Here is a 20,740-nt window from a genome sequence, read left to right on the forward strand (position 1 = left end):
CGAGATGGCATCCACATGGCTGGTGGTGGGGCTCGGCAACCCGGGGCCGCGCTACGAGGCGACCAGGCACAACATCGGACAGATAGTGCTCGACGAACTGGCGCGCCGGCGCGGTGAACGCTTCCGGGAGCACAAGGGCGGAGCGCGGGTCGTCGAGACCTGGCTGCGCCCCGGTGCGGACAAGCTCGTGCTGGCCAAGCCGAACAGCTTCATGAACGTCTCCGGCACCCCGGTCGCGGCGTTGGCGAAGTTCTACTCGGTTCCACCGGAGCGGGTGATCATCGTGCACGACGAACTCGACATCCCCTACGACAGCATCCGGCTCAAGGTCGGGGGTGGGCACGGCGGACACAACGGCGTCCGCGACGTGGCACGCGCGCTCGCGACACCGGAGTTCCCCCGCGTCCGTGCCGGCATCGGTCGCCCGCCCGGACGTCAGGACCCGGCCGACTGGGTGCTCGCGCCCTTCGGGTCCGCCGAGCGAGAGACCCTGCCGATCTTCGTCTCAGATGTGGCGGATGCCGTGGAGCAGCTGGTCGGCGAGGGGCTCACCGCCGCGCAGCAGACGCACCATTCGCGCGGTTGACTTCGCGGCGAGAGCCGAGTCTCAGATACCGCCGAAGGTGGACATCGCCCCGGCGCTGGCGCCGATCGTGAGCAGGAAGATGAGCACGAGCCAGTAGATCACCGGGCCCAGTGCCGCGACCACCACAGCGGCGATGCCCAGGCCGCGTCCACGCCGCTTCACGATCGCGATGATGCCGGCGACGAGAGCGAAGATGCCCAGCACGGTGCCGACCCAGAACGAGATCTCCGCCCAGAGCACCTGATCGCGCACGGGGGCGAGGATTGCCAGTGACCCCGCGTCGATCGTGCCGTCGGTGACGGCATCCGGTACGGCGAAACCGATCTGGTACGCCATGATGCCCGCGACGATCGGGGTGATGACGGCGGCGATGAGGCCCGCGATCAGCGCCAGCAGTCCGAGGGAGGACGAGGCCGGGGCCTGCGCGCTCGGCACCTCGTATCCGCTGCCGGTCTGCGCCTGATAGCCACCCACCGGCACCGGATAGGCGCCGGGAGGCGCCTGGTAGCCCGAAGGTGCCTGGTAGCCCGGCTGATACGTCGGGGCGCCGTGAGGCGCCGGATACCCGGGAGCGGGCGGCGGGGCCTGGTAGGCGGGTGGCACCTGCGGGGCGGACGGCGGCTGAATCGGATCGCTCACGAGGACATCCTTGCAGGTGACGGCCTCAGACGCGCCGCAGCAGGCCGACCTTGTCGTAGACGTCGCTGAGTGTGGCGTCGGCGACCTCATCGGCCTTAGCGGCATTCGCAGCAAGAATCCGGTCGAGTTCGGCCGGATCGTCGAGCAACGCGAGCACCCGCTCCCGCACCGGACCGAACTCCTCGACGACGACCTCGGCGAGCCCCTTCTTGAAGTCGCCGTAGCCGCGGCCGGCGTACTCCGACTCGAGCTGCTCGATCGAGCGACCGGTGAGTGCGCTGTAGATCGTGAGCAGGTTCGAGACGCCCGGCTTCTCCTCGCGGTCGAAGCGCACAGAGCCCTCGGCGTCGGTGACGGCCCGCATGATCTTCTTCGCGGTCTTCGACGGCTCATCCAGCAGCCACAGCACGCCGGCGTCGCTCTCGGACGACTTCGACATCTTCGACGTCGGGTTCTGCAGATCGTAGATGCGGGCGGTGTCCTTCTGGATCACGGGCTTCGGCACGGTGAAGGTCTGGCCGTAGCGCGAGTTGAAGCGCTCGGCGAGATCACGGGTGAGCTCGACGTGCTGCTTCTGGTCGTCGCCGACAGGGACGACCTCGGTCTGGTACAGCAGGATGTCGGCTGCCATGAGCACGGGGTAGGTGAACAGGCCGACGCTGGTGGCGTCGCTGCCGTAGCGCTGCGACTTGTCCTTGAACTGGGTCATGCGCCCTGCCTCACCGAAACCGGTGATGGTGCTGAGGATCCAGGCGAGTTCGGCGTGCGCGCGCACGTGCGACTGCACGTACAGGGTCGAGCGTGACGGCTCGATGCCCGCGGCGATGTACTGCGCCGCCGTGCGGCGGGTCTTCTCTCGCAGGGCGGCCGGGTCGTTGGGCTGGGTCAGCGCATGCAGGTCGACGACCGAGAAGAAGGCGTCGTAAGAGTCCTGCAGGTCACGCCACTGCAGCAGAGCCCCGATGTAGTTGCCGGCCTGAAGCGAGTCGGCGGAGGGCTGCATTCCTGAGTAGAGGCGTGGTTTGGTCACCCGTCAATCCTATGGGGCGACTCAGAGCGCTGCTCTCACCGTCGCCCCCAGCGGCCCTAGGGTGGAGCCATGGTGGGCAGACGCGACGCGCTCTACGTGGAGATCCACATCAGCGCTCCGTTGGAGGTCGTGTGGCAGCTCACGCAGAGTCCCGAGGCGCATGTGCGCTGGGATGCGCGATTCACCTCGATCACCCCCACCTCCCTGCGTGAAGACGGTGCGCAGGAGTTCGACTACGCGCTCGGGCTCGGCATCCACACCATCCGCGGCACGGGGATCTCTGTGGGGACGAAGGAGGGTCGCGGGGGCGAGCGCACCTCGGCGCTGCTGTTCGACACCGCAGATGCCCTTTCGCCGCTGGGCGCCGGGCGCGGGTATTGGCGCTACGTGCCCACGCCCGATGGGGTGCGCTTCTTCACCGGGTACGACTACGCGCCAGGCTGGGGGCGACTGGGTCGTCTGCTGGACCCGCTGATTACTCGCCGGTTCGTGTGGTGGTTGACCGCGTGGAGTTTCGATCGGCTGCGCCTGTGGGCCGAGCAGGGGATTCCCCCGGAACGCACCCGCTGGTGGCGCGCGCTCCTGCCGGGATCCGGGCCTCGCGCGAGTGCTCGACGTTGCCTGTCCCGACCGCCGGGACGCGCTGGCACCGACGTCATGGCCGATGCGCCTGAGTCGCTGTCGGGGCTCGCCGCATGAGCGCGACAGACGAGGGCGTCTTCCGTCGCGCGATGGGGGCGGACTTCGATCGCCTGCATCCGCAGCTTCAGCGGCGTTTCGGGGTCGGCGTCGGTGCGGGGTACGGATGCATCGGGCGCGGCGTCATGTCGGAGGTCCGCCGGGGGCCGTGGTGGACGCTGCCGTTCCTCATGCTGGGCGCCGCGCGCAACATCATGTTCCCCGAACGCGGCAGGGACATCCCGTTCATCATCGACAACCACCCGTACGTCGACAGCCTCGGACGCGAGACGGTCACGTTCGTGCGCACCATGACCATTCGACCGGGCAGACGTCGACGCTTCGATGCCACGATGATCTACAGCGAAGCGCGGGGCCGCATCGTCGACTACCTCGGCACGCATCAGCATCTGGCTGTCGACCTCGCCCTGTCAGTGACCGACGACGGTGGGCTGCGGCTGACCTCGGGCGAGCAGCGCTTCTACGAGGGCCCGGTGGCTTTCCGCTTCCCGATGCTGCTCAGCGGCACCGCCCATCTCACCGAGCGGTTCGACGATGACAAGCAGTGCTTCGTCATCGACCTCGAAGTGCGCAACCGACTGTTCGGTCTGCTCTTCGGGTATCGAGGCGAGTTCGTCTGCGAGTTCCCTGCCCTCACGGATGCACCCGCCGCGACCAAGCCGTATCGCGAAGAGCCCCGCGAATGACCGCGATCGGGGAGGTCTTCCTGGTCGCGCTGGGGGACGAGGCGCTGCGCCTGTCGGCGCCGCATCTGGCGAGTCTGAGTGAGCGCGTTTCCCGTCAGACCGCGACGGGAGTGTTCTATCGCGCCGGGTGCCGCGCGGGGCGATGGGCTGCGCTGGCACGCCCGATGGTCGGTGCGTCGGCCGTGGTGACCTGCTACGACACCGACGTGCCCTTCCAGGTCGAGCTCTCAGCGACGACGGATGCCGCGGGGCGCCCCGTGCTGCACACGACGCGCCGGTTCCGGTTCGCTGGGGGAGAGCAGACGCTGCTCGACGCCGTCTCTCCGACCGGGCGTCAGGGCGAGCTGCGCAGCCTGCTCGGGGCACGAAAGCGCGTCGAGGTGATCATGCATGGCACCGTGACGGAAGATGGTGCCCTCGCGCTCACCTCGCGCAGCATCGCAATCCGGCTCGGCCGTCTGCGCGTGCCGCTGCCGCGCGGCCTGCGACCCGAGATTCAGGTGCGAGATGGGTGGGATGCTGAGCACGCCCGCCGCACGATCGACATGACAGCGAGGCATCCGCTCGCAGGGACACTCCTGGAGTATCGCGGCTGGTTCGTGCCGCGACCAGGCCGCACGACCGCTGCCGGCGCGGCTCAGTACGAGTAGTCGACGATCACCGGGGCGTGGTCGCTCCATCGCTCGGCGTAGGTCTCGGCGCGGGCGACCGTGTAACCGCCGGCCCGTTCGGCCAGTGCGGGCGTGGCCAGGTGGTAGTCGATGCGCCAGCCGCTGTCGTTGTCGAACGCCTTGCCCCGCATCGACCACCACGTGTAGGGACCCTCGACGTCGCCGTGGTGTCGGCGGCCGATGTCGACCCAGCCCAGACCCGGGCCTGTGGTGCCGTCCACGCCAGTCACCTCGGCGCCCGCCGCGCCGAGGAAACGGTCGAAGTACGCACGCTCGCGGGGCAGGAAGCCGGCCTTGGTGCGGTTGCCGCGCCAGTTCTTGATGTCGAGCTCGCGGTGCCCGACATTCAGGTCACCGGTGACGAGCGCGAGCGCACCTGCCGAACCGAGCTCGGCCATCCGCTCGCTCATCGCGTCGAGGAAGCGCCACTTCTCGTCCTGCTTCGGGGTGTCGGCCTCGCCGCTGTGCACGTAAGCGCTGACGATGGTCAGCGGTGTGCCGCCGAGGGTGAAGTCCGCCTCGATCCAACGGCCCTTCGAGTCGAAGTCATCGGGTCCGAGTGCCGTACGGCTCGCGAGCGCCGGCTCGCGGCTCACCACAGCGACCCCCGCGCGCCCCTTTGCCGTCGCCTCGTCGTGCACGATCGACCAGCCGGGGAACGCCGCCTCGAGATGCTCGTCCTGCCCGCGGACCTCCTGCACGGTGACGACATCGACACCCGAGGCGTCGAGCCAGGTGCTCATCCCGTTGCGCACCGCCGCACGGATGCCGTTGACATTGACAGAAGCGACACGAAGCTGAGGCATGCTCCCAGCCTACGGGCGACCTCCGACATCGCCCGACGCGCCGCCGGCGGCATCCGCAGCGGCATCCGGGGGAGCGCTCGGCGCAGCAGGGGTGGCGGCGGTGTGCTTCGCCTGCAGCGCGGAGACCGCCTGCGCGGCATGCAGCACCCCTCGTTTAGCGGCCGATCGCCGGTACCACGGAGCCTTGTCCAGCTCGTCCTGGGCGTGCCGCAGCCGCACTTGGGCATCCATCAGCAGTGCCCGCTCAGCAGCCTGCCGCGCGGCCGTCTCATCGGCCTGCTCGAGGGGCTGATCATTGTCCGAGGCCGTCACGGCGATCCACGACGACGCCATCAGCACGACGATCGCCAGCCACCGGCACCACAGCAGCAGACCCACGATCACGGTGAACGAGGCCAGCAGGGGGTTGCTCGGGGCGCGAGAGAGCAGCAGCCCGGCGCCCAGCTGCAGCACGACCATCGCGCCGCCGCCGAGCAGCGCGCCCGGCCAGATGTATCGCCAGCGCAGGGAGGTGCCGGTGAGGAAGCGCACCAGCAGCGCCAGCGCGCCGGCATCCAGCACGAAGGCGACGAAGATCGAGATCGCGCGCACCGAGATCTGGAACAACAGCGACCCTGTGTTCCACTTCAGCAGGTGGAACAACTGCTCCACCGCCCAGACACCCGCCCAGCTGAGCACCGCGCCGAGCAGCATCGCCCCGCCGAAGATGACCGCGGCGAACAGGTCGCGCAGCTTCAGCAGCCAGTAGCTGCGGGCGTCGAACGGGAGTCCGAAGATGTCGCGCACTGCGCGGCGGGTGAAGGTGACGGCGCTGATCGCGGTCCAGAGCGCGACGCCGACGGCGATCGCACCGGTGATCCCGAGCACCCCGGTCGACTCCTTGGCGACCTGGGTCACCTGCTCACGGCTGAACAGCCCTGATTCACCAATGAGCCCAGGGATGTACGTGTTCATCACGTCGACGAGCGCGTCGATCGCGCGGGTGCTCGCGCCCAGCCACAATCCCGCGCCTGCGAAGACGATGTACAGGAGTGCGAACAGGGCGAACAGCACGTAGTAGCTCATGCCCGCCGAGAGCAGGAATCCGTTGTTGTACGAGAAATTGCGCCACACGCGCACGGGGAATGTCGCCAGGGTACGGTCGCGCCACAGCGACGCCCGCTCGATGCGCCCTTCCAGCCGCATACGCAGCGATCGCCCCTCCGTCACGCCACCCACCCTATCCGGGTGAGGGGAGACGTCGGGGCGATCGGAGGGGCGCCGGATGCCGTTCAGCGGCGACCGGCGAGGACGGCCTGCTTGACCTCGGCGATGGCCTTGGTGACCTCGATGCCGCGCGGGCATGCCTCGGTGCAGTTGAAGGTCGTGCGGCAGCGCCATACGCCTTCCTTGTCGTTGAGGATGTCGAGGCGCACGTCGGCGGCATCGTCGCGCGAGTCGAAGATGAAGCGGTGCGCGTTCACGATCGCGGCCGGTCCGAAGTACTGTCCGTCGGTCCAGAAGACGGGGCACGACGAGGTGCACGCAGCACACAGGATGCACTTGGTGGTGTCGTCGAAGACCTCGCGGTCGACGATCGACTGGATGCGCTCCTTGCCCTTCTCCGGCTTGGAGTTCGCGATGAGGAAGGGCTGCACCTCGCGGTAGGAGGCGAAGAACGGCTCCATGTCGACGATGAGGTCCTTCTCCAGCGGCAGACCCTTGATGGCCTCGACGTAGATCGGCTTCGAGATGTCGAGGTCCTTGATCAGCGTCTTGCAGGCCAGGCGGTTGCGGCCGTTGATGCGCATGGCATCCGAACCGCAGATGCCGTGCGCGCACGAGCGGCGGAAGCTCAGCGAGCCGTCGACCTCCCACTTGATCTTGTGCAGCGCGTCGAGCACACGGTCGGTGGCGTACAGCTCGACGTCGTAGTCGACCCAGCGCGGCTCGCTGTCGACCTCGGGGTCGAAGCGGCGGATGTTGAAGGTGACGAGGAAGGACTGCACCCCGCTGTCTGCGGCCGCATCGACGGCCTCTGCCTCAGCGGCGAACTCCGGATCCACGAGCGCAGTGGACATCAGTACTTCCTCTCCATCGGCTGGTAGTTGGTCACGACGACGGGCTTCCAGTCGAGCTTGATGTGATCCGCGGCATCCGACGAGTGCGGGTCGCCGACCAGGTAGGCCATCGTGTGCTGCATGAAGTTCTCGTCGTCACGCTTGGGGTAGTCATCGCGCATGTGGCCGCCGCGGCTCTCCTTGCGGTTCTGCGCGGCATAGACGACGACCTCGGCGATGTCGAGCAGGAAGCCCAGCTCGACGGCCTCGAGCAGGTCGGTGTTGAACCGCTGACCCTTGTCGTCGACGTGCACGTTCTTGTAGCGCTCGCGGAGCTCCTCGATCACACCGAGCACGTGCTGCAGCGAATCCTCGGTGCGGAACACCTGCGCGCCCTTGTCCATCTCGTCCTGCAGCTTCTTGCGCAGCACGGCGATCCGCTCGGTGCCCTGGTTGTTGCGCAGGCCCTCGACCATGTCGCGCACGAACGCGGCGGGGTTCTCGGGCAGCGGCACGAACTCGGCGGTCTTGACGTACTCGACCGCGTTGCGGCCGGCGCGCTTGCCGAAGACGTTGATGTCGAGCAGCGAGTTGGTGCCCAGACGGTTGGCGCCGTGCACCGAGACGCAGGCGCACTCGCCCGCGGCGTACAGGCCGGGAACGACAGTGGTGTTGTCGGCGAGCACCTCACCGGCGTTGTTGGTCGGGATGCCACCCATCGCGTAGTGCGCGGTCGGCATCACCGGCACGGGCTCGACGACGGGGTCGACGCCCAGGTAGGTGCGGGCGAACTCGGTGATGTCGGGCAGCTTGGTCTCGAGAACCTCGGCGCCCAGGTGCGTGCAGTCCAGCAGCACGTAGTCCTTGTGCGGACCGGCGCCGCGGCCCTCCGCGACCTCCTGCACCATGCAGCGGGCGACGATGTCACGCGGAGCGAGGTCCTTGATGGTGGGGGCGTAGCGCTCCATGAAGCGCTCGCCCGAGGCGTTGCGCAGGATGGCGCCCTCACCGCGGGCGCCCTCGGTGAGCAGGATGCCGAGGCCGGCGAGGCCGGTCGGGTGGAACTGGAAGAACTCCAGGTCCTCCAGCGGCAGCCCCTTTCGCCACACGATGCCGACGCCATCACCGGTGAGGGTGTGGGCGTTGGAGGTGGTCTTGAAGATCTTGCCGAAGCCACCGGTGGCGAAGATGACGGCCTTGGAGTGGAAGACGTGCAGTTCGCCGGTGGCGAGGTCGTAGGCCACGACGCCAGCGACCTGGGTGTTGCCCTCGTCGTCCTTCACGGTGATGAGGTCGAGCACGTAGTACTCGTTGAAGAAGTTGATGCCGAGCTTGACGCAGTTCTGGAACAGCGTCTGCAGGATCATGTGGCCCGTGCGGTCGGCGGCGTAGCACGCGCGGCGCACCGGCGTCTTGCCGTGCTCTGCGGTGTGGCCGCCGAACCGACGCTGGTCGATCTTGCCGTCCGGGGTGCGGTTGAACGGCAGACCCATGTTCTCGAGATCGATGACGGCGTCGATCGCCTCTTTGGCGAGGATCTCGGCGGCATCCTGGTCAACCAAGTAGTCACCACCCTTGACCGTGTCGAACGTGTGCCACTCCCAGCTGTCCTCTTCGACGTTGGCCAGTGCGGCAGCCATACCGCCCTGGGCTGCACCGGTGTGCGAGCGGGTGGGGTAGAGCTTGGTGATCACGGCGGTGCGGGCGCCGGGGCCCGCCTCGATCGCGGCGCGCATTCCGGCGCCGCCGGCACCGACGATGACGATGTCGAACTCGTGGTAGTGGATGCCGTCGCGGACGACGGACTCGTGGGTCTGCGTGGTCACTTCTCTTGCTCTCTTCTCAGTCCTCGATGGCGGTGCCCGCGCAGCTCAGCTGCACACCTCGTCCAGTGCGCCACCCGGCTCGAAGCCGAGGCAGGGGTCGAAGGTGAACACCACGAGGGTGCCGAGGACGATCAGCAGGGCCGCGGCGAGGCCGATCGCCCAGACCAGCGCCTTGCGGGCGCGGGGGTTGATGACGTAGTCGTTGACGATCGTGCGCATGCCGTTGGCGCCGTGGATCAGGGCGAGCCACAGCATCAGCACGTCCCACCACTGCCAGAACGGGGTGGCGAACTTGCCGGCGATGAAGGCGAAGTCGAGGGCGTGGATGCCGTCGCCGACCAGCAGATTGCTGATCAGGTGGCCGAAGATCAGCACGACGAGGACGACCCCCGATACGCGCATGAAGACCCAACCCCACTTCTCGAGGTTGACGCCGCTGCGGCGACGGGCGGGTGCGAGTGTCTCAGCGGACATCAGTGGCCTCCTCCGAATCCGGCGAATGCGAGCGAGAGGTGGCGGAACGTGAAGCCGCCGACGAGCACGACCCAGACGCCGATGACCACCCAGAACAGCTGACGCTGGTACTTCGCGCCCTTCGACCAGAAGTCGACGAGGATGATGCGCAGGCCGTTCATGGCGTGGTAGACGATGCCGGCGACCAGGACGACCTCACCGAACGCCATGATCGGGTTCTTGTAAGTGCCGATGACCGCGTTGTACGCCTCGGGGGAGACCCGGATGAGTGCCGTGTCGAGCACGTGCACCAGCAGGAAGAAGAAGATCGCGACGCCGGTGATGCGATGAAGCACCCACGACCACATTCCTTCGTTCCCGCGGTAAAGGGTTCCGCGCGGTGTCTTCGAAGTCGTCTCCGAAATCGACGGTGTCAAGCGGGTGCTCGTGGACACGTCGTCCTCCCTGATCGATGCGATGACATGGGCACACCTCAGGGCACGCCCATTCCCCAACCATCCTATTCCTGTCTGAACGCTGGGAGCGACGAAGGCGACCCTTAGCAGTCCGGGTCACGTCGCCGGGTGCCATTACCCTGGCTGCATGGCTCACGTGATTCCGGACTTCTACGCCGTCATCCCCGCCGGAGGTATCGGAAGCCGGCTCTGGCCGCTCTCCCGAGCCGATGCGCCCAAGTTCCTGCACGATCTCACCGGGTCGGGGCACTCGCTGCTGCGCGACACCTGGGATCGCCTTGAGCCGCTCGCCGGCCCCGACCGCATCGCTGTGGTCACCGGCCGCGCGCACCGCGCCGCCGTCGAGGGCGAGCTGCCAGGGATCGCCGACGCGAACGTCTTCCTCGAGTCCGAACCGCGGGAGTCAGCTGCCGCGATCGGGCTGGCCGCCGCGATCCTGCATCGCCGCGACCCCGAGGTCATCATCGGCTCGTTCAGCGCCGACCACGTCATCCGCGGCACGCAGGTGTTCGAGTGGGCGGTCCAGCAGGCCGTGCAGGTCGCTCGCCAGGGATACATCGTCACCATCGGCATCCCGCCCACCGAACCGTCGGTCGGCTTCGGCTACATCAAGAAGGCCGATGAGATTGTCGTCGACGGGGCGCCGGAGGCGGCGCTGGTGGAGCGCTTCGTCGAGAAGCCCGACCTCGACACGGCGAAGGAGTATCTCGCCGACCGCAGCTACCTGTGGAACGCCGGCATGTTCATCGCCAAGGCGAGTGTGCTGCTCGAAGAGCTCGCCGCGAACGAGCCCGAGCTGCATGCGGGGCTCGTCGAGCTTGCCGCAGCCTGGGACGACCGTGATCTGCGCGGGCCGGCCGTCGACCGCATCTGGCCCCGGCTGAAGAAGATCGCCATCGACTACGCGGTCGCGGAACCCGCGGCCGAACGCGGCCGGCTCGCGGTGATCCCTGGGCACTTCGACTGGGATGACGTCGGTGACTTCGCTTCGCTCACCAAGCTCATCACCCACGGCCGCAAGAACGACCTTGCGGTGCTCGGGCCGAAGGCGCGCGTGCTGACGGATGCCGCCAGCGGCATCCTGGTCAGCCAGACCTCACGCGTGATCAGCCTGGTCGGGGTGAAGGACATCGTCGTCGTGGACACCGAGGACGCGCTGCTGGTGACGACCGTTGAGCATGCGCAGCGCGTGAAGGGCGTGGTGGAGTCGTTGAAGGTGACCGGGCGCGGGGACGTGCTCTGACGCGACATGCTCTGATGAGCACGCTAGCGTGCTCATCTGTTGCGATGATTTCAGGTTGGTAACCATTCCCAGGTGCCCCCGGAAGCGGCGTGCAAACTGGCCGCAACACTGGGTAACTTTGATCGATCCGCGATGGCCGCGGGTTCGTTGAGGGAGGCATGAGTTGACCATCTCCACCACCAAGAAGCTTCTCGGGGCGACTGTCGCCGCGGGCGTGATCTTCGCACTTGCCGGCTGCGGCCAGGCCCCGACCGAGTCGGGTGGAAACGGAGGCGGCGAAGCAGCCCCCGACTTCCTGCCCTGCATCGTCTCCGATATGGGCGGCTTCGACGACAAGTCGTTCAACCAGCTCTCGTTCGAGGGTGCGACCGCTGCCGCTGAGGAGCTCGGTGTCGAGCTCAAACCCGTGCAGTCCAACGCCGAGACCGAGTACGGCCCCAACATCACCAACCTCGTCGACGAGGGCTGCAACGCCATCGTCTCGGTCGGCTTCGCCCTCTCGGCGGCCACCGTGGAGGCCGCGACCGCGAACCCCGACGTCGACTTCATCCTCGTCGACGACGCGGCTGACAACGACTTCAACGGCGAGAAGGATGCCGAGAACGTCAAGCCGCTGCTGTACGACACCGCCCAGGCCGCGTTCCTGGCCGGTTACCTGTCGGCCGGCTACTCGGAGACCGGCAAGGTCGGCACCTTCGGTGGCATGGAGTTCCCGACCGTGACGATCTTCATGGACGGCTTCCTCCAGGGCGTGAACCACTACAACGAGGTCAAGGGCACCGACGTCCAGGTCGTGGGCTGGGACGGCAAGACCGGCTCGTTCACGGGTGGCTTCGAGGCCAACCAGGACGCCAAGCAGGTGGCCGTGAACATCCTCGACCAGGGTGTCGACGTGATCTTCCCGGTTGGTGGCCCGATCTACCAGTCCGCACAGCAGGCCATCAAGGAGTCGGGTGAGGACATCGCCCTCATCGGCGCCGACGCCGACCTGTTCGTGACCGACCCGAGCACCGCCGACATCGTGCTCACCTCGGTGCTCAAGGCCATGGACCTCTCGGTCGAGCAGGCCGTGCTCTCCAGCGGCAACGACGAGTTCGACCCCGAGGCCTACGTCGGAACCCTCGAGAACGAGGGCGTCGGCATCGCCGAGCTGCACAACTTCGCTGACAAGGTCGACGCCGGCCTGCAGGAAGAGGTCAAGCAGCTGCAGCAGGACATCATCGACGGCAAGGTGACCGTCACCTCGTACCTGAGCGAGTGACACCCTGAAACGGGGAGGCCGGCTGACGTCGGCCTCCCCGTTTTTCCTGCCGGGCGACCCTCCCGGCCCGACCGGTCTGCTGAATAGGATCGACAACATGAAGCTTGAACTGCGCGACATCACAAAGAGGTTCGGCGCGCTGACGGCCAACGACCACATCAATCTCACCGTCGAAGCAGGTGAGATCCACTGCCTTCTCGGCGAGAACGGTGCCGGCAAGTCGACGCTGATGAACGTCCTCTACGGCCTCTACCAGGCCGACGAGGGCGAGATCCTGCTCGATGACGTCGTGCAGCATTTCGCCGGCCCCGGCGACGCGATGAACGCCGGCATCGGCATGGTGCACCAGCACTTCATGCTGATCCCCGTCTTCACGGTCGCCGAGAACGTCATGCTCGGCCATGAGGAGACCACCTTCGGCGGTCGCCTCGACCTGAACGCCGCTCGCGCGAAGGTGCGCGAGATCTCGGAGCGGTTCGGTTTCGACGTCGACCCGGATGCCGTGATCGAAGACCTTCCCGTCGGCGTGCAGCAGCGCGTCGAGATCATCAAGGCACTCTCCCGCGACGCCAAAGTGCTCGTCTTCGACGAGCCCACCGCCGTGCTCACCCCGCAGGAGACGGACGAGCTGATGGCCACGATGCGCCAGCTCAAGTCGCAGGGCACGTCGATCGTGTTCATCACTCACAAGCTGCGCGAGGTGCGCGAGGTCGCCGACCGGATCACCGTCATCCGGCTGGGCAAGGTCGTCGGTGAAGCATCCCCGACCGCCTCCAACGAGGAACTCGCCTCGCTCATGGTCGGCCGTGCCGTCGAACTGACCGTGCACAAGGACGCCCCGCAGCTGCAGGAGAACGGCCTCGTCGTCTCCGGCCTCACCGTCGTCGACCGCGTCGGCACCGTGCTCGTCGACGACGCCACCTTCGAGGTGCGCGGCGGTGAGGTGCTCGCCATCGCCGGTGTGCAGGGCAACGGCCAGACGGAGCTTACCGAGGCGATCATCGGCCTGCAGGATCACGTGCGCGGCAGCATCCGCCTCGACGGGCAGGAGCTCGTCGGCCGCACCGTGCGTCAGATCCTCGATGCCGGCGTCGGCTACGTGCCGGAAGACCGCAGTGTCGATGGGCTCGTGAAGGAGTTCTCGATCGCCGAGAACCTCATGCTCGACCGCTCCCACGGGGAGCCCTTCGTCTCAGCAGGCACGATCCGCCGCAACGCACTCGACGCGTTCGCCCGCGAGAAGATCGCCGAGTTCGACGTGCGCACGCAGGGCCCGAGCCAGCCGGCCGGTCGCCTGTCGGGCGGTAACCAGCAGAAGGTCGTCCTCGCGCGCGAGCTCAGCCGCGACCTGGCACTCTTCGTCGCCGCCCAGCCCACCCGCGGCGTCGACGTCGGCTCGATCGAGTTCATCCACAAGCGCATCGTCGAGACGCGCGATAGCGGTGTTCCGGTGATCGTGATCTCCAGCGAGCTCGACGAGGTCGCCGCCCTCGCCGATCGCATCCTTGTCATGTACCGCGGACGTATCGTTGGCATCGTCCCGGGCAACACCTCACGCGACGAGCTCGGTCTGATGATGGCCGGTATGGTCACGAACGGAGAGAGCGCATGAGCGCCGCACAGACCCAGACCCCGGCGACCCAGACGAACGACGTCCCGGCGCCGTCGAAGTGGCGTGAGGCGTGGATGCGCGTCGCGACGGGCAACGCGATCATCGTCGTGCTCGCCGTCTTCATCGCCGTGGTCGTCGGCTCGATCATGATCGCCGCCACGAACAAAGAGGTGCAGGAGGCCGCCGGATACTTCTTCTCGCGGCCGATGGACACGATCGCCGCCGCCTGGGAGGCCGTCACCGGCGCCTATGCCGCGCTTTTCCGCGGGTCGATCTACAACTACAACGCGGACACCTTCGCGAAGGGCATCCGTCCCCTCACCGAGACGTTGAAGTTCGCGACGCCGCTGATCGCGGCCGGCCTCGGCGTCGGCCTGGCGTTCCGCGCCGGTCTGTTCAACATCGGTGGTCAGGGCCAGATGCTCATGGCGGCCGCTGCCGGCGGATACGTGGCCACGCAGCTCGACATGCCGTTCCCGCTGCACCTCATCGCCGCGATCATCGCGGGCATGACGGCGGCGGCCCTGTGGGCGGGTATCGCCGGCTTCCTCAAGGCGCGCACCGGCGCGCACGAGGTGATCACGACGATCATGCTCAACCACATCGCCTTCTACCTGCTGGCCTGGATGCTTGCCACCCAGGGGCTGCTGCAGGCCGACGGGTCGAACAACCCCAAGACGGCGCCGATGCCCGAATCGGCACAGCTGCCGCAGCTGCTCGGCCCGCAGTACAAGCTGCATGCCGGCTTCCTGCTGGCCCTCGCCGCCGTCGCGTTCACGTGGTGGCTGCTGGAGCGGTCCTCGCTCGGCTTCCGCTTCCGTGCCGTGGGTGAGAACCCGGATGCCGCTCGCGTAGCCGGCATCAACGTCGGACGCATGTACTTCGTGGTCATGCTCATCGCCGGCGCCCTGGTGGGTATCGCCGGCATCAGCCAGATCCTCGGAACCGAGGTCAGCGGCTTCGGCGGTGCGATCGACGCCGGCATCGGCTTCGACGCCATCACGGTCGCGCTGCTCGGTCGCTCCTCGCCGCTGGGCATCCTCGCCGCAGGTCTCCTGTTCGGCGCGTTCAAGACCGGTGGCTTCACGATGCAGTCCTCGCAGGGCATCCCGATCGAGATCGTGCTGGTCGTGCAATCGCTCATCGTGCTGTTCATCGCCGCGCCGCCGCTGGTGCGCGCCATGTTCGGTCTGCCGCAGCCGGGGCGCAAGCCTCGCAACACGGCGCGGACCGCGAAGCGTGCGCAGAAGCGCGCAGAGAAGAAGGAGGTGTCGGCATGAGCGCCGCTGTCTCGACCGCCGACGCGCAGATCGACGCGCCCCGCACGGTCACGGTCGTGTCGTGGAAGGTGCCGATCATCTTCGGCATCTTCACCGTGCTCATCGCGCTGCTCCCGCTGCTGGCGCCGCGTGAGGGCGCCACGACGTTCCGCCTCACCTCGGGCGCGGCCTTCTTCGCCATCCCCGACGTCGTTCTGCCCGCCAACGCGACGGCGTGGGTCGCAGTGCTGATCATGGCCGCGGCGACGGCGTACGCCGTCTGGCTGGTGCGCTCGCGCCGACACACCCCGCTCTGGCTGATCGTGGTGTACGTCGCCGCGCTGCTGCTCGGGTTCTTGGCCTGGGCCGCTGCGGGCGAGACGCTGCCGATGATCGGCCTGCTCGGCGGCGCGCTGGCGCTGGCGACCCCGCTGATCTTCGGAGCCCTGGGCGGCGTGATCGGCGAGCGTGCAGGTGTGGTGAACATCGCCATCGAGGCACAGCTGCTGGCGGGAGCCTTCAGCGCCGCGGTCGCATCTTCGCTGGCAGGCAGCCCGTGGGCGGGTCTGATCGCCGCGATGGTCGCCGGCACGCTGGTCGCCCTCGTGCTCGGCCTCTTCACCATCACCTACTACGTGGAGCAGGTCATCGTCGGCGTCGTGCTGAACGTGCTGGTGATCGGTCTGACGACCTTCCTGTTCCGCCAGGTGCTCGCCCCGAACACAGAGACGCTGAACAGCCCCGCGACGTTCAACACCATCGCGATCCCGCTGCTGAGCGAGATCCCGGTGATCGGACCGATCCTGTTCCGCCAGTCGTTCATCGTCTACCTGATGTACGTCGTGGTCGCGCTGGTCTGGTTCGGGCTGTACCGCACCCGGTGGGGTCTGCGTCTGCGCGCCGTGGGCGAGCACCCGCAGGCCGCGGACACCGTCGGCATCAAGGTGCAGGCCACGCGCTACCGTGCGCTTCTGCTGGCCGGCGCGGTCGCGGGTATGGGCGGCGCGTTCTACACGCTCGTCTCGGTGCCGCGGTTCAACCAGGAGATGACCGCCGGGGCGGGCTTCATCGCCCTGGCCGCCGTGATCTTCGGCCAGTGGGACCCGATCAAGGCGACGCTCGCGGCGTTGCTGTTCGGTTTCGCGACCAACCTGCAGGGTGTGCTGTCGGTCATCGGGTCTCCGGTGCCCAGCCAGTTCATGCTGATGCTGCCGTACGTCGTGACGATCTTCGCCGTGGCCGGACTTGTTGGACGCTCGCGGGCGCCCGCGGCCGACGGCGTGCCGTACATCAAGTCTTAGGAGGGCCGATGACCGATATCGACTGGGACGAGCTGCGTCAGGTCGCGACCGAGGCGATGACGAAGGCGTACGCGCCGTACTCGCGCTACAAGGTGGGAGCTGCCGCGCTCGTCAGCGATGGCCGCATCGTCGCCGGATGCAACGTCGAGAACGCCTCCTACGGTGTCACTCTCTGCGCGGAGTGCGCGCTGGTCGGTGACCTGCACATGTCCGGTGGCGGACAGCTGGTGGCATTCGTCTGCGTCAACAACGACGGCCAGACGATCATGCCTTGCGGGCGCTGCCGTCAGCTGCTGTACGAACACGCCATGCCCGAGATGCTGCTGGAGACCGTCTCCGGCATCCGCACGATCGATGAGGTGCTGCCCGACGCGTTCGGGCCGCGCGACCTGGAAGACGCCCGTTGAGCCTGCGACAGGTTCAGGGCCAGAGGAGTATCTGAGATGACCGCCGAACCCACCCGGATCGAACCCTTCGACGCCGTCGACGTCATCCGCGCGAAGCGCGATGGCGGAGCGGTGCCGGAGCCCGCTCTGCGATGGATGGTCGACGCCTACACGCGCGGCTACGTCTCCGACGCCCAGATGGCCTCGTTCGCGATGGCGATCTTCCAGCGTGGCATGGAGCGTGACGAGATCCGCGTGCTGACCGACGCCATGATCGCCTCGGGCGAGCGGATGGACTTCTCTGGCCTGGGCAAGAAGACCGTCGACAAGCACTCCACCGGGGGCGTGGGTGACAAGATCACGCTGCCGCTGGCGCCGCTGGTGGCGGTCTTCGGTGTGGCGGTGCCGCAGCTCTCCGGTCGTGGCCTCGGGCACACCGGGGGCACCCTCGACAAGCTCGAGTCGATTCCCGGGTGGCGTGCGGCCCTGTCGAACGAGGAGATGTTCGCGCAGATGCAGGGCGATGTCGGCGCGGTCATCTGCGCTGCGGGCTCGGGCCTTGCCCCTGCAGACAAGAAGCTCTACGCGCTGCGCGATGTCACCGGAACGGTCGAGGCGATTCCGCTGATCGCGTCGAGCATCATGTCGAAGAAGATCGCCGAGGGAACCGACGCACTGGTGCTCGACGTGAAGGTCGGCAACGGCGCGTTCATGCAGGACATCGACCGTGCGCGCGAGCTCGCCCGCACCATGGTCGCGCTCGGCACCGACTCCGGGGTCGCGACGACCGCGCTGCTCACCGACATGAACGTGCCGTTGGGCCTGGCGATCGGCAACGCCAATGAGGTACGTGAGTCGGTCGAGATCCTCGCCGGTGGCGGACCCGCCGACGTGCGTGAGCTGACGATCGCTCTCGCTCGCGAGATGCTCGCGCTGTCGGGGCAGCCGGATGCCGATGTCGAGGCCGCCCTCGACGACGGACGCGCCATGGACCGCTGGAACGCGATGATCCGGGCACAGGACGGCGACCCGACCGCGCCGCTGCCGGTCGCGAAGGAGACCCATGTGGTCACGGCGCCCGCGGATGGCGTGATCACTCGGATGGATGCGCTGCCGTTCGGCATCGCCGCCTGGCGTCTGGGCGCCGGACGTGCGCGCGCGCAGGATCCGGTGATCTTCGCCGCCGGCATCGACCTTGCTGTCAAGCCGGGCGACGAGGTGCGTGCCGGACAGCCGCTGTTCACGCTGTCGGCTGACGACGACGCCCGCTTCGCGCGTGCGCTGGAGGCGCTGGAGGGCGCCTGGGAGATCGGCGACACCGCCGTGCCGGCGGGTCCCATCGTGCGCGAGCGCATCACCGCCTGAACGATCGGAGGAGCATCATGGCCAAGAACGACGTGACGGTGCAGGGGCGCTCTGTGCGCGACCTTCCCAAGGTGTCGCTGCACGACCACCTCGACGGCGGTGTGCGGCCCGGCACGATCATCGAGCTGGCCGACGAGTTCGGCATCGCCGCTCCGGCATCCGATGCGGCGGGGCTGCGCCGCTGGTTCGCCGACCAGTGCGGCTCTGGCTCGCTGGTGGAGTACCTGAAGACCTTCGCACTGACCACCGCCGTGATGCAGAGCGAGGGCGCGCTGACCCGCATCGCCCGGGAGTTCGTCGAAGACCTCGCCGCCGACGGTGTCGTGTACGGCGAGATGCGCTGGGCCCCCGAGCAGCATCTGACCGCGGGCCTCAGCCCAGAGCAGGCCGTACGGGCCGTGCAGCGCGGAATCGAAGAGGGCGTCGATGCGGCGGATGCTGCGGGGCGCAGCATCCGAGTCGGACAGCTGATCAGCGGCATGCGCCACACCGACCACACGCTCGAGATGGCGAAGCTCGCCGTCGCGATGCGCGGCGAGGGCGTCGTCGGTTTCGACATCGCCGGCCCCGAAGACGGATTCCCCGCCTCGGCGCACCGAGCGGCGTTCGATTACCTGGCTGAGCAGTTCTTCCCCGTGACCGTGCATGCCGGTGAGGCCGCCGGGCTCGATTCCATCCGCTCCGCACTGCTCGACGGCCGCGCGCTGCGCCTCGGGCACGGTGTGCGGCTCGCCGAGGATCTGCTGATCGTCGACCGCAACGGCGATGACGTGCAGGTGCAGCTCGGTCCCGTCGCCCGCTGGGTGCGCGACCGCGAGATCGCGCTGGAGCTGTCGCCCTCATCGAACCTGCAGACCGGGGCGATCGAGGCGTGGGGCACGGGTCTCGGCGATCACCCCTTCGACCTGCTGTACCAGCTGGGATTCTCGGTGACGGTCAACGTCGATAACCGCACGATGAGTGACACGTCGCTCACGAAGGAGCTCTCGCAGCTCGCCGCGACGTTCGACTACACCCTCGACGACCTCGAGGCGTTCCAGTTCAACGCCGCCGCGGCTGCGTTCCTCCCCGTGGAGGAGCGCGAGGAGCTCGTCGAGATCATCGCCGAGGGCTTCGACCGCTAACCCCTCCTTTCTCCCGTCCGTCCCCGCCCCTGGGCGCCCCACCCCGGTACCCCGACAACCCTCTGCCGGGTTTGGGGCGGATCCCTGCGTTTGGGGCGGCACCAGGGCGCCCCAAACGCGAGACCGCGCCCCAAACCCGGCGCAATCCGGCCCGGAAGACGGCGCGGGGCCGGGTGGGACGTTCGCTGCGCACAGGGAGGTGGGGCGGGGGAGTTGTGCACACGGGCCGGGAAACAGCAGCGGCAGATGCCCGCGGGCGCGGCATCCTGTGCGGATGCGCTTCATACCGACCCTGCTCACGACCGATGACCTCGGCACCGTGCGGCGTCGCGCGTCGGGGTACCACTCCGCGGCAGCCGCCGGCGCCCTCGTCCGGGTGCGTCCCGGGGTCTTTGCCGACGAAGGCGAGTGGAGCAGAGCACGGCCGGAGGGGCGCGTGATCGCGCGCGCACGGGCGCTGACCCTGACGTCCGCGGAAACGCCCGTGATCTCGCACGAGTCCGCAGCTGCGATGCACGGACTGCCGCTGTTCCGTCCGCATCCCACCCATCTGCACATCAGCCTGGGGGAGGGTCGTCCTGGTCGCGCCCTCGCGACGATCCGTCACCGTGCGCGCCTGCGCGACGACGAGGTCATCGAGATCGATGGCTCGCGCGTCACGTCCCTCGCGCGCACCGTTGCCGATGTTGCGCGAACCGCCGACTTCGAGCAGGCCGTCGTGATTGCGGATGCCGCGCTGCGCCATGTCGGTGGGGCGCGGCCCGGGCCGGAGCACCCTGCGCGTGCGGAGGAGTTCCGTCGCGAGGTGCTGACCATCGCCTCGCGGTCGGCGCACGGCTTTTCGCGCGCACGACGGGTGATGCGTTTCGCCGATGGGCGGGCGCATCTGCCGGGTGAGAGCATCAGCCGCATCCGCTTGATCGAGCTCGGCTTCCGGCGCATCGTGCTGCAAGAACGTGTCTCTGCGCCCGATGGTCGGGACTACTGGGTCGACTTCGCGGTCGGCGGTGGCGAAGAGGCATGGCTGGGGGAGTTCGACGGCGGTATCAAGTACACCGATCCGGACATACTCCGAGGCCGGGCACCGCGGCAGGTGATCGACGAGGAGAAGCAGCGGGAGGACTGGATCCGCGGCATCCGGCAGTGCGCCTTCGTGCGCTGGGGCTGGTCCGACATCGCCAGCCCGGATGCCCTCGCCGCCCGGCTCCGCGCCTTCGGCATCCGCCCTCCGGCGTGACCCCACCCAACCACCCAACCCACGCCAGGTTTGGGGCGCAT

The 20,740-nt window shown here is 68.0% G+C and carries 21 protein-coding genes; 13 read left to right on the forward strand and 8 right to left on the reverse strand.

Annotated elements, in window-relative coordinates; genetic code table 11:
• Positions 1 to 4 precede the first annotated feature (4 nt).
• On the forward strand, positions 5 to 586 hold the full coding sequence (gene pth, locus WDU93_RS06530; protein ID WP_337318772.1) for an aminoacyl-tRNA hydrolase: 582 nt from the start codon (positions 5 to 7) through the stop codon (positions 584 to 586).
• A gap of 21 nt (positions 587 to 607) precedes the next feature.
• Here the strand turns inward: pth and WDU93_RS06535 are convergent, their stop codons facing one another.
• Together WDU93_RS06535 and trpS are read right to left on the reverse strand one after the other, a co-directional pair.
• The gene (locus WDU93_RS06535; protein WP_337318774.1) at positions 608 to 1,225 is read right to left on the reverse strand and encodes a hypothetical protein; all 618 of its coding nucleotides are present in this window, start codon (positions 1,223 to 1,225) and stop codon (positions 608 to 610) included.
• A gap of 25 nt (positions 1,226 to 1,250) precedes the next feature.
• Positions 1,251 to 2,255 (reverse strand): tryptophan--tRNA ligase, encoded by a 1,005-nt coding sequence (trpS, locus tag WDU93_RS06540; protein ID WP_337318776.1) that lies wholly within the window; start codon positions 2,253 to 2,255, stop codon positions 1,251 to 1,253.
• Positions 2,256 to 2,324: 69 nt separating this feature from the next.
• On the opposite strand from trpS, the gene WDU93_RS06545 reads away from it, so the two are divergent.
• The 3 genes from WDU93_RS06545 to WDU93_RS06555 are packed head-to-tail and all read left to right on the forward strand — an operon-like array spanning position 2,325 to position 4,290.
• Complete coding sequence (locus tag WDU93_RS06545; RefSeq protein WP_337318778.1) at positions 2,325 to 2,954, forward strand: SRPBCC family protein; 630 nt, start codon at positions 2,325 to 2,327, stop codon at positions 2,952 to 2,954.
• Positions 2,951 to 3,640, forward strand: a complete 690-nt coding sequence (locus tag WDU93_RS06550) for a DUF4166 domain-containing protein (protein ID WP_337318780.1) — start codon at positions 2,951 to 2,953, stop codon at positions 3,638 to 3,640. Before WDU93_RS06545 ends, WDU93_RS06550 begins: the two co-directional genes overlap by 4 nt.
• The gene (locus WDU93_RS06555; RefSeq protein WP_337318782.1) at positions 3,637 to 4,290 is read left to right on the forward strand and encodes a DUF4166 domain-containing protein; all 654 of its coding nucleotides are present in this window, start codon (positions 3,637 to 3,639) and stop codon (positions 4,288 to 4,290) included. Before WDU93_RS06550 ends, WDU93_RS06555 begins: the two co-directional genes overlap by 4 nt.
• Here the strand turns inward: WDU93_RS06555 and WDU93_RS06560 are convergent.
• The 6 genes from WDU93_RS06560 to sdhC form a co-directional block, all read right to left on the reverse strand.
• Complete coding sequence (locus WDU93_RS06560; protein ID WP_337318784.1) at positions 4,278 to 5,117, reverse strand: exodeoxyribonuclease III; 840 nt, start codon at positions 5,115 to 5,117, stop codon at positions 4,278 to 4,280. The genes WDU93_RS06555 and WDU93_RS06560 overlap by 13 nt on opposite strands.
• A 9-nt stretch (positions 5,118 to 5,126) precedes the next feature.
• On the reverse strand, positions 5,127 to 6,326 hold the full coding sequence (locus WDU93_RS06565; protein ID WP_337318786.1) for a YihY/virulence factor BrkB family protein: 1,200 nt from the start codon (positions 6,324 to 6,326) through the stop codon (positions 5,127 to 5,129).
• 62 nt (positions 6,327 to 6,388) lie between these two features.
• Positions 6,389 to 7,177, reverse strand: coding sequence for a succinate dehydrogenase iron-sulfur subunit (locus WDU93_RS06570; protein ID WP_337318787.1), 789 nt, complete (start codon positions 7,175 to 7,177; stop codon positions 6,389 to 6,391).
• The gene (sdhA, locus tag WDU93_RS06575) at positions 7,177 to 8,982 is read right to left on the reverse strand and encodes a succinate dehydrogenase flavoprotein subunit (RefSeq protein WP_337318789.1); all 1,806 of its coding nucleotides are present in this window, start codon (positions 8,980 to 8,982) and stop codon (positions 7,177 to 7,179) included. Before sdhA ends, WDU93_RS06570 begins: the two co-directional genes overlap by 1 nt.
• A gap of 45 nt (positions 8,983 to 9,027) precedes the next feature.
• Positions 9,028 to 9,456 (reverse strand): succinate dehydrogenase hydrophobic membrane anchor subunit, encoded by a 429-nt coding sequence (locus tag WDU93_RS06580; RefSeq protein WP_337318791.1) that lies wholly within the window; start codon positions 9,454 to 9,456, stop codon positions 9,028 to 9,030.
• Positions 9,456 to 9,890, reverse strand: a complete 435-nt coding sequence (gene sdhC, locus WDU93_RS06585; RefSeq protein WP_337318793.1) for a succinate dehydrogenase, cytochrome b556 subunit — start codon at positions 9,888 to 9,890, stop codon at positions 9,456 to 9,458. Before sdhC ends, WDU93_RS06580 begins: the two co-directional genes overlap by 1 nt.
• Before the next feature lie 148 nt (positions 9,891 to 10,038).
• On the opposite strand from sdhC, the gene WDU93_RS06590 reads away from it, so the two are divergent.
• From WDU93_RS06590 to WDU93_RS06630, 9 genes are all read left to right on the forward strand, one after another.
• On the forward strand, positions 10,039 to 11,154 hold the full coding sequence (locus WDU93_RS06590; protein ID WP_337318795.1) for a mannose-1-phosphate guanylyltransferase: 1,116 nt from the start codon (positions 10,039 to 10,041) through the stop codon (positions 11,152 to 11,154).
• Positions 11,155 to 11,317: 163 nt separating this feature from the next.
• A complete protein-coding gene (locus WDU93_RS06595) occupies positions 11,318 to 12,415 on the forward strand; it encodes a BMP family lipoprotein (protein ID WP_337318797.1) in 1,098 nt (365 codons plus the stop codon).
• A gap of 97 nt (positions 12,416 to 12,512) precedes the next feature.
• Positions 12,513 to 14,027 carry an ABC transporter ATP-binding protein gene (locus tag WDU93_RS06600; protein ID WP_337318799.1) on the forward strand — a complete coding sequence of 505 codons (1,515 nt, stop codon included), beginning with the start codon at positions 12,513 to 12,515 and terminating at the stop codon, positions 14,025 to 14,027.
• A complete protein-coding gene (locus tag WDU93_RS06605; protein ID WP_337318801.1) occupies positions 14,024 to 15,307 on the forward strand; it encodes an ABC transporter permease in 1,284 nt (427 codons plus the stop codon). Before WDU93_RS06600 ends, WDU93_RS06605 begins: the two co-directional genes overlap by 4 nt.
• Entirely contained in the window at positions 15,304 to 16,587 is a 1,284-nt protein-coding gene (locus tag WDU93_RS06610) for an ABC transporter permease (protein WP_337318803.1), read from the forward strand. The genes WDU93_RS06605 and WDU93_RS06610 overlap by 4 nt, the downstream gene beginning before the upstream one ends.
• Positions 16,588 to 16,595: 8 nt before the next feature.
• Positions 16,596 to 16,994 carry a cytidine deaminase gene (locus WDU93_RS06615; protein ID WP_337318805.1) on the forward strand — a complete coding sequence of 133 codons (399 nt, stop codon included), beginning with the start codon at positions 16,596 to 16,598 and terminating at the stop codon, positions 16,992 to 16,994.
• A gap of 36 nt (positions 16,995 to 17,030) precedes the next feature.
• A complete protein-coding gene (locus WDU93_RS06620; RefSeq protein WP_337318807.1) occupies positions 17,031 to 18,338 on the forward strand; it encodes a thymidine phosphorylase in 1,308 nt (435 codons plus the stop codon).
• Between the two features lie 17 nt (positions 18,339 to 18,355).
• Positions 18,356 to 19,462, forward strand: coding sequence for an adenosine deaminase (locus WDU93_RS06625; protein WP_337318809.1), 1,107 nt, complete (start codon positions 18,356 to 18,358; stop codon positions 19,460 to 19,462).
• A gap of 274 nt (positions 19,463 to 19,736) precedes the next feature.
• Positions 19,737 to 20,699 carry a hypothetical protein gene (locus tag WDU93_RS06630; RefSeq protein WP_337318811.1) on the forward strand — a complete coding sequence of 321 codons (963 nt, stop codon included), beginning with the start codon at positions 19,737 to 19,739 and terminating at the stop codon, positions 20,697 to 20,699.
• The last annotated feature ends 41 nt before the right edge of the window (positions 20,700 to 20,740 follow it).

Origin of the sequence: Microbacterium istanbulense (assembly GCF_037204145.1) — a bacterium.
Classification (GTDB): domain Bacteria; phylum Actinomycetota; class Actinomycetes; order Actinomycetales; family Microbacteriaceae; genus Microbacterium; species Microbacterium istanbulense.